This is a genomic window from Embleya sp. NPDC050154, from assembly GCF_044460165.1.
Classification (GTDB): domain Bacteria; phylum Actinomycetota; class Actinomycetes; order Streptomycetales; family Streptomycetaceae; genus Embleya.
Genome location: NZ_JBITJP010000005.1, coordinates 533,662 through 546,907 on the forward strand (window position 1 = coordinate 533,662; position 13,246 = coordinate 546,907).

The window sequence follows — 13,246 nt, forward strand, 5'->3', positions numbered from 1 at the left end:
ACGGTTGGCAGCCCTGTGCGAGGCGTCACACCCGCGCGCCCGCCGCGACGGCCTCGGCGTCGACGGGACCGGAACGGCGGGTTCCGGCCCCTCGACGCCGAGGTCCGCACGCGGTGGTCGCGGCCGCGGTTGCCCGCGGCCACGGTTTCGACGCGGCCACGGCTCGACGCGGCTACGGCTTGATGCCGACCGCGCCCACGAACGCCGGGCACTTGTCCGCGCCGACCGGGATGTCCTCGGGCGCCAGCGGCGCCCACACCTGGTCGACCCGGGGGCCCACCTTCGCCGCGATCGGGGCCAGCGCGTCCAGGTCGAAGCCGTACAGCTTCGCCGCGTTGCCGCCGACCATGGCGGCGACCTCGACCGGGTCGATGCCGTTGTAGGTCAACTGCAGCGCCTCGCGGCTGAACGGATGGCTGGCCTCCTTGTGCGGATAGTCGCTGCCCCACATGATCCGGTCCACGCCCACCTGATAGCGCAGCTTGGCCTCGGCCGGGCGCTGGAAGCTGGCCCCGACGTGGCACTGCCGGGCCCAGTACTCGCTCGGCTTGAGCTCCATCCGGCCGACCAGCGCGCTGCCCCACTCGTACTCCTGGGAGCCGACCGCGGTGCTCATCCGGTGCCAGTAGTAGTCCAGCCGCCGGGTCTCCTCCGGGATCCAGGCGGTGCCCTGCTCGGTGAACACGAACTGGAGCTCCGGGTGGCGATCCATCGCGCCGGAGACCACCAGGTGGGTGAACGCGCGGTGCGCCCACCAGGACACCTCGGTCAGGAACACCACCTTGTCCACGTCGGTGTCCCCGGCCGGCGGCGCGGCCGAGCCGGTGTGGTGATTGACCGGCATGCCCAACTCCTCGCACACCCGCCACAGCGGCTCGTAGTGCGCGTAGTCGAACATCGGCACCAGACCGGAACCGGGCGGGGTGCCGGGCAGCAACACGCCGCCGGTGAGCCCGGCATCCTTGGCCCAGCGGATCTCCTCCACCGCCGCCGGGATGTCGTGCAGCATGATCTGCACGATGCCCGCCCGGCGCCCGGGCGTGGCCGCGCAGAAGTCGACCATCCAGCGGTTGTGCGCCTTGAGCCCCTCCCACCGCAGCGCCAGGTCGCCCGCGTTCGCGGCCGGCGGCTGGTCGGTCAGCGAGGGCTTGGGGAAGAACGGCGGCACGGTGTTGGGGAAGATGACCTCGGCCACCACCCCGTCCGCCTCCAGGTCGCGCAGGCGTCGGTCGGAGTCCCAGTTGCGCGGGCCGAGGTCCCCCTTGAGGTCCGGATACGGGATCTCGTAGTTCGCCACCCAGGCATCGAACTCGGCGTGCAGGCGGGTCGGTAGGTAGTCGCGATAGCCGTGGATCTCGCCGCCGCCGTGGCAGTCGGCCGAGATCACGGTGTACCGCTCGGGGTGGTCGCCGGACGGGGGGCCGCTCGGGACGGGGAGCGGGGTGGTGCTGTCAGTCATGGGGGATCAGACCTCCAGGGCTTCCGCGTTGGGGTTGATCGCGGCGCCCGTGTCGTGTCCGGTGAGCCAGTGCCGGCCGATCTCGGCGGCCGCTGCCCACTTGGTCGTCAGGTCCTTCGCCGAACCGTCCTCGTGCACCTGACCGAGCGTGGCGGGGGTGACCCCGACCCGCTCGGCGTGCGGCGCGAGGGCGGCCAGGTCGAAGCCGTACACGTCGGCCACCGCCTCGCCGAGCATCACGCGCGTCTCGGCGATCGGGACGTCGGAGAACGTCTTGCGCAGGATGTTGAGGGTCTCCGGCCAGGTGCCCTCGGGGTGCGGGAAATCGTTACCCCAGCAGATGTTGCCGACACCGATCTCGTAGCGCATGCCGATCTCGCGCCGTTTGGTGTTGGACGCGCCGATGAAGCAGTTGCGGTCGAAGTACTCGCTCGGGAGCAGCTTGATCTCCTCGAACCCGGCCAACTTGGCCGCGCCGCGCGAGCCCAGCAGCAGCCGGTCGGTGAACCACAGCAGGTTGCCCACCCACCAGCAGCCCGCCTCGGTCACCCCGAACTTCAGCCGCGGGAACCGCTCGAACACGCCGGACCACAGCAGGAACCACAACGGCCGGGACGGCCACCAGGTGACCTCGGTGACGTAGATGCCCAGGTGGTTACCGTACGATTCGCGGTCGGCCGGCCCCGAGTGGGTGACCACCGGGAGTTCCAGGTCCTGGCACAGCGCCCACACCGGGTCGTATTTGCGATCGTGGTACGGCGTCTGGTTCATCCACATCGCGGGGATCATCACCGCGCCCAGCCCGTCCGCCTTGATCCGGCGGATCTCCGCGAGCACGTCCTCGATCGCCGCGGTGATCGGGATCAGCGCGACCCCGCGCCGCCGTTCCGGACTGGTCTTGCACAACTCGGCCAGCCAGCGGTTGTGCGCCTGCGCGCCGGCCAGGCCCAGCTCCGGATCCATGTCCCCGGACAGGCCCAGGCCCGCGCCGAAGGGCACACACGTGCGCGACTCGACGGCGTCCGCGTCCGGAAAGATCACCTCGCCGACCACGCCGTCCTTGTCCAACTCCAGGTCGCGCCGGTCCACCTCCCAACCGCTGCGCAGCACCTCCTCGTTGGTCTCGAACCAGTTCGCCGCGAAGTCCTCGTTGCGCACACCCAGGTCGGTGATCGCCTTGAGCTGCGCCTCGCGTTCGGACATGAACTGATCGAAGGCGGCGTGATGCCGGGTGGCCAGGTAGTCGCGATACAACTCGGTCGGCAGCCCGGCGTGGGTGTCCGAGGAGATGATCGTGTAGGGGGTGGTGAGTTCGTTCCGCTCGGGGTGTTCGCTGCTCTGGGTCATGGTCACTCACTTGTCCAGGACAAAGGTCTCGAGGTACGAGGGGTTGCTGCGGGCGAGCATGCTCTGCGACCGCGCGGTGATCTGTCCGTCGCTGTGCTCACTGGCGGGCAGGATCCAGAACCGGTTGTCCCGGATGCCGTCGAGCACGTCGGCCGCGACCGACTCGACCGGGGTGAACTCGATCTCCTGCCCCGCGTCGCGCATCGCCTTCTCCCACGCGTCGAGCGTGTTGTAGGGCGTCTTGCGCGGCACCGACTTGGCGAACCGCTCGGGCCGGTTGCGGTAGGACTCCCACAGGCCGGTGCGCAACATCTTGGGCCCGGGGAACAGCACGGACGCGCCGAGTTGCGCGTGCACCTGGCCGAGCTGGGCGTACAGCGCCTCGGTCATGGTCACCACCGCGGCCTTGGTGGTCGCGTACACCGACGCGTTCGGCAGCGGCGCGATGCCGCCGTCGCCGGAGGAGGTGTTCACGATGTGGCCGGGGGTGTTCTGCGCGAGCATCCTCGGTACGAACGCCTGGATGCCGTTGAAGACGCCGAACACGTTGACGGCGAAGCACCAGTCCCAGTCCTTGGGGTCGTGCTCCCACATCTTGCCCTCGGAGCCCGAGCCGATCCCGGCGTTGTTGCACAGCACGTGCACGGCGCCGAAGTGCTCGAACGCGGCGTCGGCCAGTTCGAACACCGATTCGCGCACCGACACGTCCACGACGTGCCCGAGCGCCTCGCCGCCCGCGTCGGTGATCCGCGCGACCGCCTTGTCCAGCGCGCCCTGTTCGATGTCGCCGAGCACGACCTTCATGCCCTCCGCGCCGAACCGCTCGGCCATCGCGAGCCCGATGCCGCTCGCGGCACCGGTGACGACGGCGACTCTGCCGTCGAATTCCTGCAGCATGTCTGTCGATCCCTTGCTGTCGTCGCTGCCTTGCCTGCCGGGGTGCTACTTCGCGGGCGGCGGATCGTCGGTGATCTGCTGCACGTCGTCGTAGCGCTGGTGGATGTACGGCAGCACCAGGTCGGCCTTGACGTGCTCGGCGACGAAGCCCTGCTGGTCGGAGGTGCGCTCGCTGAGCGTGATCGAGATCAGCTTGCGCACCGGCAGGTCGGCGACCGGGTCGAAGTCCGAGTCGCGCAGGATCACCTCGCCGTCCAGGCGGTGCGCGCTGCGGGTGCGCTCGTTGCGGGTGACGTGCACCAGCATCGGGTCGGCGTCGAAGCCGTCGCCGTCCACGGCGGGCAGGAACTTGTAGTAGAAGCTCAGCGTCTGTCGGGGCTCGGGGGTGGCCAGCTCCTCGACCACGGTGCCGCGCACCTCGACGTAGGTGACGCCCATCCGGTTCACGGTGGCCACGACCTCGTCGCCGTCCCGCTCGACCTTGACGTCGGCCAGCTTCTTCGGCTCGCCGAACACCTCGCGACCGCCGATCACCGCCCGCTCGGTGGTCATCGGCATGGTCAGCGTGTAGTCGCCCTCGATGTCGCCGTGCTTGCAGCGCACCGCGACCGCGCCCGCGCCGAGCGGGTGACCGTTGATGTCGCAGGCGGAGATGTTCACCCGCACCAGCGGCCGGTCCACGGGGACCAGCGGCGGCGGCAGGATCGCCGCGATCACCTCGGGGTCGGTCTCCCAGATCGCCATCACGCCGGTGGACCAGATCTCCGGGAGGCTGGACCGCTCCCGCGAGGATTTCTTCAACGTTTCCGCCGGCCGGGCGCCGTACCGAATGCGTGCCACGTACCTCACCTCTTCCGCTCGTGCGAGGGCTGCGCGCGGGCCGGTTGCCCGATCCCGTGCGCGGTGGTGCCGGGTGTTCTGTAACACTGTTACACCGGTAGGTCGGCGAGGTAAAGACCTGTGGCGGGGTTGCTTGCCCGTGTATCGGGCGACCCCGCCCGGGCGCGAGAATGGGACGTGATGGACAAGATCACGCGAGACACCGTGCTCGACACCGCCATGCGTCTCGTCATGGAATCCGGTATCGAGAACCTCAGCATGCGCAAACTGGCCGCCGAACTGGGCGTCGCCGTCACCTCGATCTACTGGCACGTGGGCAACCGCGACGTGCTGGTGGACCAACTGGTGGATCGGGTGATCGCGGACATGGGCGCGATCTCGGTGGACGGGAGCACGCCGGTCGAGCGGGTGGTGTCGATCGCGCGATCGTGTCGGCGATTGATCCTGGAGCGCCCGCACCTGGTCGGCCTGGTCCGCGAGCGCGGCCTGGAGTCGCTGATGATGCTGCCCGCCCGCAAGGCGCTGGTACACGAGATGACGGCGGCCGGCCTGCGCGGCGCACGGGCGGGCGAGGCGGTGCAGGCGGTGCAGTACCAGATCGCCGGCTTCGTGATGCTGGAGCGTGCCCTGGAGAACAGCGCGGCCGAACCGCCGGCCGTGGACCGGTGGCGCGGCGAGTTGGCGCTGAAGGATCCGGAACTGGCGGCGAGTCTGAGCAACGTCACCGACGGTGACCGGCTGTTCGTGCTGTCGGTGCGAGCGCTGGTGGAGTCGCTGCTCGGGTGAGGGACGTCAGGGCACGCGCGCTGGTGCGGTCGCCGCTCGGGTGCGGGCGATCAAGGCACGCGCGGTGATGAAAACGCCGCTTCGGTGAGGTGGTCAGGGCACCCGCGGTGGGGCGCCGGCCAGGACGCGGCGCCATGCCGCGGGGGACAGCGTGCCCCCGGCCTCCTGTGCGTCGATCCGGGCCAGGACGCGGGCCGGCATGGTGAGCACGGTCGTGGTCAGCCACAACGATCCGGCGATCCGACGCGGCTCGCGACGCAGGCTCAGGGTCTCCTCGACGGCGTCCCGGTACGGAATTGCCCGCACCACGATCCGCAGCAGTTCGCGGCCGGCCCGGCGGCGCCCGGCCCGGGCGGCGGTCAGCAGCCCGCCGTGCGCCTGCCGGGTGCGTACGTCCGGCCGGCCCCACGGCATCGAGGCCGGCGCCTCGCCCCGGGAGACCGCGATCAGCGCCGCGACCAGATCGGTGCCCGCGGCGCCCGCGTTGCCCGGTTCGGCGAGGTAGGGGCGCACATCCAGCCAGGCCGGGCCGCCGTGCGCGGTGCGCACCGCGTCCAGCGACAGGCCGCCGTGCCAGCCGAGGTGGCCGCCGAGCATCGCGACCTGCTCGCGCACCTCCGGCACCACCACGCTGCGCCTGACCGCGCTGCCGTGCAGGTGTTCGTACGCGTGCACCGCGACCAGTCGGCCGTGCTCGAACACCGCCTGGGCGGACAGGACCGGGCCCTGGGCCGGCTCCTGCACCAGCACGCCGGCGCCGTCCACGAACGCACCGCCCTGCTCCAACGAGTCGGCCAGCCGCAGCAGTTGCTCGCGCCGCTCGACCCGGTGCGAACCCGCGAGGGTCTTCACGTACAACGGCGGATCGGCGACCTGGCGCAACTCCTCGGCGGAGCGCACCACCACCGTCCCGGCCGGCTGCGGCATCCCGATCTCGGTGAGGGTGCTCGCCGCCGAGGCCCGGTCCGCCACTCGGCGCAGCGCCGCGAACGGCGGTACGGCCAGGGCCACACCGTGTGTGGTGATCCGCTCCGGCTCGCGCGCGAGCACCGCGACATGCTCGTTCGTGGCCAGCAGCACGTCGTGCGGCTCGGCCCGCAACACCGCCTCGGTCCGGGCCAGCCACGCCCACGGATCGGCGCCGAACGCGGGCACCTCGTGCACCGCCGTGACCGAGCGAGGGCGTGCGTGAACCGGCCGACCGGGCGGTGCGAGCACCGCCACGTCCTGCCCCGACCGCCCGATCGCCATCGCGATCTGACGTGACGTCACCCCGAAGCCGTCCCCTAGCAGCACGCGCACGGGGTCATCCTGGCACGAACGTGCGTGCGTGCTCACCTCACGGCCGGTGCGGGTTCGCATCCTCGGCTCGGGCGGCCTCGGACCCGGGCGGGAGCGAGACCGGAGCGTCCCGTCCGGGTGCGGCGTGGGGCCGGGTCGCGGGGGTGCGGAGTCGGGCCGGGCGGATCGTGGAGCCGGGGCGGGGCGACCGTGGATCCGGCAAGGGTGGGGCGCGGAATCAGAGCCGGCGCGGTGCGGTGTGGTGCGGAGCAGCGCGGTGCGGTGTCGGGCGCGGGCGGATCGTGGAGCCGGGGTCGGGTGAGCGTGGATCCGGCAAGGGTGGCGCGCGGAGTCGGAGTCGGCACGGAGCGATGCGGTGCGGTGCGGTGTCGGTTTAGGGTGGGGCGCATGTACCGCTCGGGCCCCGCCACCGCGTCGACGTCGCTGTGCGCGACGCTGCTCGCGCTGGTCGGCTTCGGGCTGTTCGTGGACGGGGCGTTGCCCGGTCTGGTCGCCGTCGCGGTGACCGCGGTGCTCGCGCTGGCCTGCTGTACCGCCGCCGCGTGCGCGCCGTCCGCCGAGCGCGCGCACGTTCGCGGCGCGGTGTTGCGCAGGCAAGCCGATCGGCTGGCCTTCCTGCCCTCGCGGGATCCCGACGGGCCGGGCCGATCGCGGCCCAGAGCACCGGGAGCGGGCCCGGCGGCCCGCTGCTGACCCCGACGACCTTGTTCCACAGGTTCGGCACGGCCGCCTGACGCAGCCCTGATTCCCGCGTCACGGAAGGCCCTTCCCATGTTCGGCATCCCCGTTCTCGGCGTCGCGCACGACGTCCTGCTCACTCTCGCCGACGCCCTCGCGCCGCTGCTCGGCACCGGCTCGGTGGCCGGCGCCGTGGTCGTGTTCACCGCGTGCGTGCGACTCGCCCTGCTGCCCCTGGGCTACGCCCAGGCCCGCGCCGAGGTGGCCCGCGCCCGGCTCGCCCCGCAGGTCCGCCGGCTCCGCGACCGGCACGCGCGTGACCCGCAGCGCCTGGCCCGCGAACTCAGCGCGCTGCACCGGGAGTCCGGCACCTCGATGTTCGCCGGCATGCTCCCGGCCCTGGCCGGTCTGCCATTCCTGTTCCTGACGTACCGTCTGTTCAGCGGCGACCCGGCGCTGTTGGGCCACACCCTGGCCGGCGCACCGCTCGGCCTGCATCCGGTGACCGGGCTCGGCGGGCCGCACACGCTTGTGCTGGTGGGCCTGTTGGTGCTGCTCGCGGGCGTGGCCTACGCGCAATACCGCGCCGCCCGCGCGGTCCCGGACGCGCCCGCGCTGATCCGCTGGATGCCCTTCGGCACCGTGCTCACCGCGGCCCTGGTACCGCTCGCGGCCGGCCTGTACCTGCTCACGAGCACCGCGTGGACCACCGTCGAACGCCCACTGCTGCGCCGGGTCGCCACCCGGCGCGCGGATCGCGTCGTACCCGGGCACTAGCGTTTCGCGCAGTGACGACGTGAATCTGATCCGCGATCGGAAAAGAGCACCCCATGGCTACGAACAAGTTCGGCGCGACCTGTGCCACGTGCACGACCTATGTCAAGGCAGGCGACGGCCTGTTGGTCCGCAAGGACGGCAAATGGGTGACGTACTGCGCGACCTGCGGTGAGCCCAAGCCGGCCGCGCCACCGAGAGGCAACCACGACGGCTGGCATCGCGGTCCGATGGCGGCGTTCGACGTGGAGACCTCCGGCGTCGACCCGCACACGGACTTCGTGGTCACCGCCGCCCTGGTCGACGCGACCGGCACCCGACGGTCCTGGCTGCTCGACCCGGGCGAGCGGGAGATTCCCGCCGAGGCGACCGCGATCCACGGGATCGACACCGAGCGGGCCCGGGCCCAGGGGCGCGCGCCCGCGCTCTGCCTGGCCGAGATCGGTGCGGCGATGACCGCGTACCTGGAGGCCGGCACGCCGATCGCGATCTACAACGCGCCGTTCGACCTGACCATCCTGCAAACCGAGCTGCGTCGACACAACCTGCCGCAACTCCCGTACACCGCACCGATCATCGACCCGCTGGTGATCGACAAGCAGTTGGACCGATACCGCAAGGGCAAGCGCACGCTGGCCGCGACCAGCGCGTTCTACGAGGTGGTGCTGACCGACGCGCACACCGCCGACGGCGACGCGCTCGCGTGCCTGCTGCTCGCCCGGGATCTGGGCGCGCGCTTCCCGGAGTTGGCCGCCGACTCGTTGCGCACGCTGCACGAGAAGCAGGTCCGCTGGTACGCCGAGCAGGCGGCCTCGCTGCAGCAGTACTTCGACCGCCGCAACCCGGACGGCGGCGAGGTGGTCGACCCGAACTGGCCGGTGATTCCGCATGGTTCGGACGGTGCGGGGTCGCCCGGCGGGCCGGATGCCGGCCCCGGCGGGTCGAGTGCGTGGCACCCGGACGCCGATCGGGAGCGGTCGGGGTCGAGCGCGTGGCGGCCGGGGGAGGGCGCGTAGGCGATTTCGGTGGGGGTTTCGGTGGGCCCGGCCGGCGGTCGCCGCTTCGCCGGCCCGGCCGTCGGCCGTCCGTCGCTTCGGTGGGCCAAGCATGTCGTCCGCCGCGTCAACGGCTCGTGGCGAGGGTGCCCAGGCGGCCGTCGATCAGCTCCATCGTGTGGTCCGCGTGCGGGAGATGGCTGTGGTCGTGGGTGACCAGGACGGTGGCCGTGCCGCTCGCACGGGTCAGTTCGGCGAGCAGCGCGACGATCGCGGCGCCGCGATCGTGATCGAGCGCTCCGGTGGGCTCGTCCACCAGAAGCACGCTCGGCTCGTTCATCAAGGCCCTTGCGATGTTGACGCGTTGCCGCTGGCCGCCGGACAGGCGTTGCGGGCGATGCCCCGCGCGGTCCGCGAGGCCGACCCGGTCGAGCAGTTCCAGCGCCCGCGCGCGGGCCCGACGGGGGCTGCGCCCGGCCAGATGCGCCATCACCTGGAGCTGCTCGACGCAGGTCAACGACGCGAGCAGGTTGGGCTGTTGGAACACGATGCCGATGGTGGTCCGGCGCAGTCTGGCACGTTCGGCGGCGGACAGCGCCGCGACGTCCCGGCCGGCGATCGAGACCCGACCGCGGTCCGGCGCGGTCAGTGTCGCGGCGACGGCGAGCAGACTGGACTTGCCGGACCCGGACGGGCCGACCACGGCGGTCAGCGTGCCGGACGGCACGAGCAGGCCGACCCGGTCCAGGGCCGTGAGTCGGGTGTCGCCGTCGGGATAGGTGAGGGTGACGTCGGCGAGTTCGAGACCGGGCGACGGGTGCGACGGGTGCGACGGGTGCATCGGGTGCCTTTCGGGGTCGCCGGGGGTGGCGCGCGGCGCGGACCGGCCGCCGCCGGCTCGGGTCGGGCCGACGGTCATCGGGTGCCGCTCAGCGCGGTGTGCGGGTCGATCGAGGTCACCCGGCGCACGGCCAGCCCGGCGCCGACCATGCCGAGCAGGATCAGCACCGCCGCCGGGAACGCCGTGGTCGACGGGTCCACCACGAACGGCACCCCCGCCGGCGTCACCGCGCCGAACAGCGCGGCGATTCCGGTGCCCACGGCGGTCCCCACCAGCAACACCAGGAACGCCTGGCCGAGCGCGTCCCCGAGGAGATAACCGGTGGGCGCGCCGAGCGCCTTGAGCACCGCGATGTCGCCGGCCCGCTGAATCGTCCACACCGTGAAGAACGCGCCCACCACCAGCGCCGAGATCGCGAACAGGAAGCCGCGCATCAGGCGCAGCGACCCGTTCTCGGCGGTGTACGACCCGATCGCGCTCCGAGCGGCGCCGATCGTGGTGCTGCGGGTGCCGATCGTCCGGTCGCCCGCACCGGTGTGCGCGCCGGCCAGGTCGAGCGCGATCACCGTCGCGTATGGTCCGCCGCGCGCCGGCGCCGGGCGCAACGGTTGCCAGTCGGCCAGCGTGGTCCAGGCGACCGGGGTGTGACTGTACGAGGACCCCGACACCACCGCCGCCACGGTCAGCGACGTACCGGACCCGACGCTCAGCCGGGCGCCGACCGCGACCCGCAGGTCCTCGGCCAGCGCCCGGGACAACACCACGGTGCCCGGGGCAAGCGCCCGGGGCGCGAGCGGCCCGCCGGGCTCGACCCCGAACGCGGCGGCGGCGACCGTGCGCTCGCCGGCGCCGAGCCGGGTGGTCGCGATGCCCAGCGGCGCGGCCGAGCGCACCCCCGGTTGCTCGGCCCAGCGCCGCCACTGGCTCTCGTCCACGGCCGAGTCCGCGAACGAGACCCCCTGCCCGGACGCGGGCGCGGCGAACGCGAGCCGATCGGCGGGCAGCGCGTCGATCGCCGAGGTGTTGGCCCGCCCGAGCCCGACGGTCAGACCGGACACCAGGCCGACCAGCGCGGTGAGCAGCGCCACGGTGACGATCATCAGGGCGAACCGCCCTCGGGCGAACACGAGGTCCCGCACTGCGACGAACACGGCTGGTCGAGGCCTCCTGGCTGGAAGATGTGCGGCACGCGTGACCCGCGGCGCCGCGTCCCCGGGCCGGTGAGAGCGGCCGGTCCGGCGTCCGAGGACAACCCGACTCTGCTCCTCGACCACCAGCGGCATCATCGATCGACCTGGCCGTTCCCGACTCAACCTTTCGATCGATGCCGCCCGAATCCACCCGCTCTACCCTTGAACCGACATGTGCCCCACCCCCGCCCCCACACCGCCCGGCCCGGCTCGGGTCCCCCGCGCGCTCCGTGCCTGCATGCACGGGCTCGTGGCGCTGCTCCTGGCCCTCGCCGCGCTGCGCGCGCTGATCGGTACCGACATACCGGCCACGCGGGCCGCGCTGATCGTGGCCGCGGTGGCGGTCACCGTCGGGGTGTACGTGGTCGGCAACCTGCTGCCCTCGGTGGAGTCCTCGGTGCGGGCCTCGGCGCTGTGGCTGGGGTGTCTGACCCTGGCCTGGGGCGGGTTGTACGCGCTCACGGCGGAGGGGATCTGGTTCGCGTTCCCGTTGTTCTTCCTGGTCCCGCATCTGTTGCCGGTGCGTGTCGCGCTGCCGGTGGTGGCCGGGCTCACGGTGGTCGCGATCGCGGGCTACGCGGCGCATCGCGGCGCGGTGACGACCGGCATGCTGCTCGGTCCGGTGCTGGGCGCGGCGGTGGCGGTGGCGACCGTACTGGGCTACCAGGCGCTGCACCGGGAGAGCGAGGAGCGACGCCGGCTGGTGGAGGACGTGGTCGCGGCACGCGCGTCGCTGGCCGCGGCCGAGCGGCACGCGGGGGTGCTCGCCGAGCGCGAGCGGTTGGCCCGGGAGATCCACGACACCCTCGCGCAGGGCTTCAGCAGCATCCAACTGCTCTTGCGCGCGGCGGAGCGGGCGCTGCCGAGCGATGCCCTCGACGCGGAGCGGCACGTACGGCTGGCCAGGGTCACCGCGACCGACAGCCTGGCCCAGGCGCGCCGGTTCGTCCGGGCGCTGGCGCCGCCGGAGCTGGACGGGTCCTCGCTGCCGGCGGCGTTGGAGCGGTTGTGCGCGCGGACCGCCGCCGAGGGGCAGTTGGACGTGCGCTTCCACAACACCGGTGACGCGGTCGGGTTGCCGACCGCCGTCGAGGTGGCGCTGTTGCGGATCGCCCAGTCGGCGCTGGGCAACACGGTGCGGCACGCGTCGGCGTCCCGGGCCGAGGTGACGCTCAGCCACATGGACGCTTCGGTGACGCTGGACGTGGTCGACGACGGGCGCGGTTTCGATCCGGCCGCGCGAGTCGGGCGGGGCGGCGCGGACTCGGCCGCCGCCGGCGGGTCCGCCGGGACCGGGTTCGGGCTGGCCGCGATGCGGACGCGGGCCGCCGAACTCGGTGGTGTGCTGACGGTGGAGTCCGGGCCGGCGCAGGGTGCGGCGATCGCGGTGACGTTCCCGGTGCCGGCACCGGGTGGGTCGGCGCGATGATCCGGTTGTTGCTGGCCGACGACCATCCGATCGTGCGCGCCGGGCTGCGCGCGGTGCTGGCGGCGGAGCCGGACTTCGCGGTGGTGGGCGAGGCGGACACCGCCGAACGCGCGGTCGAACTGGCCCGCGTGCTCGCGCCGGACGTGGTGCTGATGGATCTGCGGTTCGCCCCGGGCGGGATGCACGGAAACGCGGCCACGGCGGCGATCACGGCGCTGCCCGACGCGCCGCACGTGCTGGTGCTCACCACGTACGACACCGACGCGGACATCCTGGCGGCGGTCGAGTCGGGTGCGCTGGGCTATCTGCTCAAGGACGCCCCGCCCGAGGAACTGGCCGCCGCGGTGCGTACCGCCGCGGCGGGCGAATCCGCGCTCGCGCCGCGGATCGCGGGCCGGCTGTTGAGTCGGCTGCGCGATCCGCTCCCGACGCTGACCGGTCGCGAGATCGAGGTGCTTGCGCTGGTCGCGGACGGCCTGTCCAACCTCGCGATCAGCAAGGCGCTGTTCCTGAGCCAGGCCACCGTCAAATCACACCTGGTGCACATCTACGCAAAGCTCGACGTCGACTCCCGCACCGCGGCGGTGGCGGCGGCGATACAACGCGGGGTGCTCGGTCGGCGCTGAGCGTGAGGCGGTGCGGTGCGCGCGGGTGGGCTTGGTGTGGGGTGGGCCGGGGTGCGGGGGGTTGGTGCTCGGCGTCGGCTCG

Annotated in this window: 13 protein-coding genes; 6 read left to right on the forward strand and 7 right to left on the reverse strand. The window is 72.6% G+C overall.

Annotated features, from left to right (window positions below; all coding sequences use genetic code 11):
• Positions 1-172 precede the first annotated feature (172 nt).
• From ACIBSV_RS14390 to ACIBSV_RS14405, 4 genes are read right to left on the reverse strand one after another with little or no spacing between them, the layout of a single operon-like run.
• Complete coding sequence (locus ACIBSV_RS14390; RefSeq protein WP_395862679.1) at positions 173-1,459, reverse strand: amidohydrolase family protein; 1,287 nt, start codon at positions 1,457-1,459, stop codon at positions 173-175.
• A gap of 6 nt (positions 1,460-1,465) precedes the next feature.
• A complete protein-coding gene (locus tag ACIBSV_RS14395; RefSeq protein ID WP_395862681.1) occupies positions 1,466-2,806 on the reverse strand; it encodes an amidohydrolase family protein in 1,341 nt (446 codons plus the stop codon).
• A gap of 6 nt (positions 2,807-2,812) precedes the next feature.
• Positions 2,813-3,703, reverse strand: coding sequence for an SDR family NAD(P)-dependent oxidoreductase (locus ACIBSV_RS14400; protein ID WP_395862683.1), 891 nt, complete (start codon positions 3,701-3,703; stop codon positions 2,813-2,815).
• 45 nt (positions 3,704-3,748) lie between these two features.
• A complete protein-coding gene (locus ACIBSV_RS14405; RefSeq protein ID WP_395862685.1) occupies positions 3,749-4,543 on the reverse strand; it encodes an acetoacetate decarboxylase family protein in 795 nt (264 codons plus the stop codon).
• A 180-nt stretch (positions 4,544-4,723) separates the two neighbouring features.
• Between ACIBSV_RS14405 and ACIBSV_RS14410 the strand changes: the two genes are divergently transcribed.
• Positions 4,724-5,329 carry a TetR/AcrR family transcriptional regulator gene (locus tag ACIBSV_RS14410; RefSeq protein WP_395862687.1) on the forward strand — a complete coding sequence of 202 codons (606 nt, stop codon included), beginning with the start codon at positions 4,724-4,726 and terminating at the stop codon, positions 5,327-5,329.
• A 93-nt stretch (positions 5,330-5,422) separates the two neighbouring features.
• On the opposite strand, the gene ACIBSV_RS14415 is transcribed toward ACIBSV_RS14410, so the two are convergent.
• A complete protein-coding gene (locus ACIBSV_RS14415) occupies positions 5,423-6,631 on the reverse strand; it encodes a hypothetical protein (RefSeq protein WP_395862688.1) in 1,209 nt (402 codons plus the stop codon).
• 387 nt (positions 6,632-7,018) lie between these two features.
• On the opposite strand from ACIBSV_RS14415, the gene ACIBSV_RS14420 reads away from it, so the two are divergent.
• The 3 genes from ACIBSV_RS14420 (at position 7,019) to ACIBSV_RS14430 (ending at position 9,099) form a co-directional block, all read left to right on the forward strand.
• Complete coding sequence (locus ACIBSV_RS14420) at positions 7,019-7,324, forward strand: DUF6412 domain-containing protein (protein ID WP_395862690.1); 306 nt, start codon at positions 7,019-7,021, stop codon at positions 7,322-7,324.
• A gap of 78 nt (positions 7,325-7,402) precedes the next feature.
• A complete protein-coding gene (locus ACIBSV_RS14425; RefSeq protein WP_395862692.1) occupies positions 7,403-8,086 on the forward strand; it encodes a YidC/Oxa1 family membrane protein insertase in 684 nt (227 codons plus the stop codon).
• Positions 8,087-8,139: 53 nt separating this feature from the next.
• A complete protein-coding gene (locus ACIBSV_RS14430; RefSeq protein ID WP_395862694.1) occupies positions 8,140-9,099 on the forward strand; it encodes an exonuclease domain-containing protein in 960 nt (319 codons plus the stop codon).
• A 106-nt stretch (positions 9,100-9,205) separates the two neighbouring features.
• Here ACIBSV_RS14430 and ACIBSV_RS14435 read toward each other — a convergent pair whose 3' ends face one another.
• Positions 9,206-9,919 (reverse strand): ABC transporter ATP-binding protein, encoded by a 714-nt coding sequence (locus ACIBSV_RS14435; RefSeq protein WP_395862806.1) that lies wholly within the window; start codon positions 9,917-9,919, stop codon positions 9,206-9,208.
• A 74-nt stretch (positions 9,920-9,993) separates the two neighbouring features.
• Positions 9,994-11,070, reverse strand: coding sequence for an ABC transporter permease (locus ACIBSV_RS14440; protein WP_395862696.1), 1,077 nt, complete (start codon positions 11,068-11,070; stop codon positions 9,994-9,996).
• Between the two features lie 277 nt (positions 11,071-11,347).
• Here ACIBSV_RS14440 and ACIBSV_RS14445 point away from each other — a divergent pair, with 277 nt between their 5' ends.
• The gene (locus ACIBSV_RS14445; RefSeq protein ID WP_395862698.1) at positions 11,348-12,538 is read left to right on the forward strand and encodes a sensor histidine kinase; all 1,191 of its coding nucleotides are present in this window, start codon (positions 11,348-11,350) and stop codon (positions 12,536-12,538) included.
• Positions 12,535-13,164 carry a response regulator gene (locus ACIBSV_RS14450; RefSeq protein ID WP_395862700.1) on the forward strand — a complete coding sequence of 210 codons (630 nt, stop codon included), beginning with the start codon at positions 12,535-12,537 and terminating at the stop codon, positions 13,162-13,164. The genes ACIBSV_RS14445 and ACIBSV_RS14450 overlap by 4 nt, the downstream gene beginning before the upstream one ends.
• Positions 13,165-13,246 lie beyond the last annotated feature (82 nt).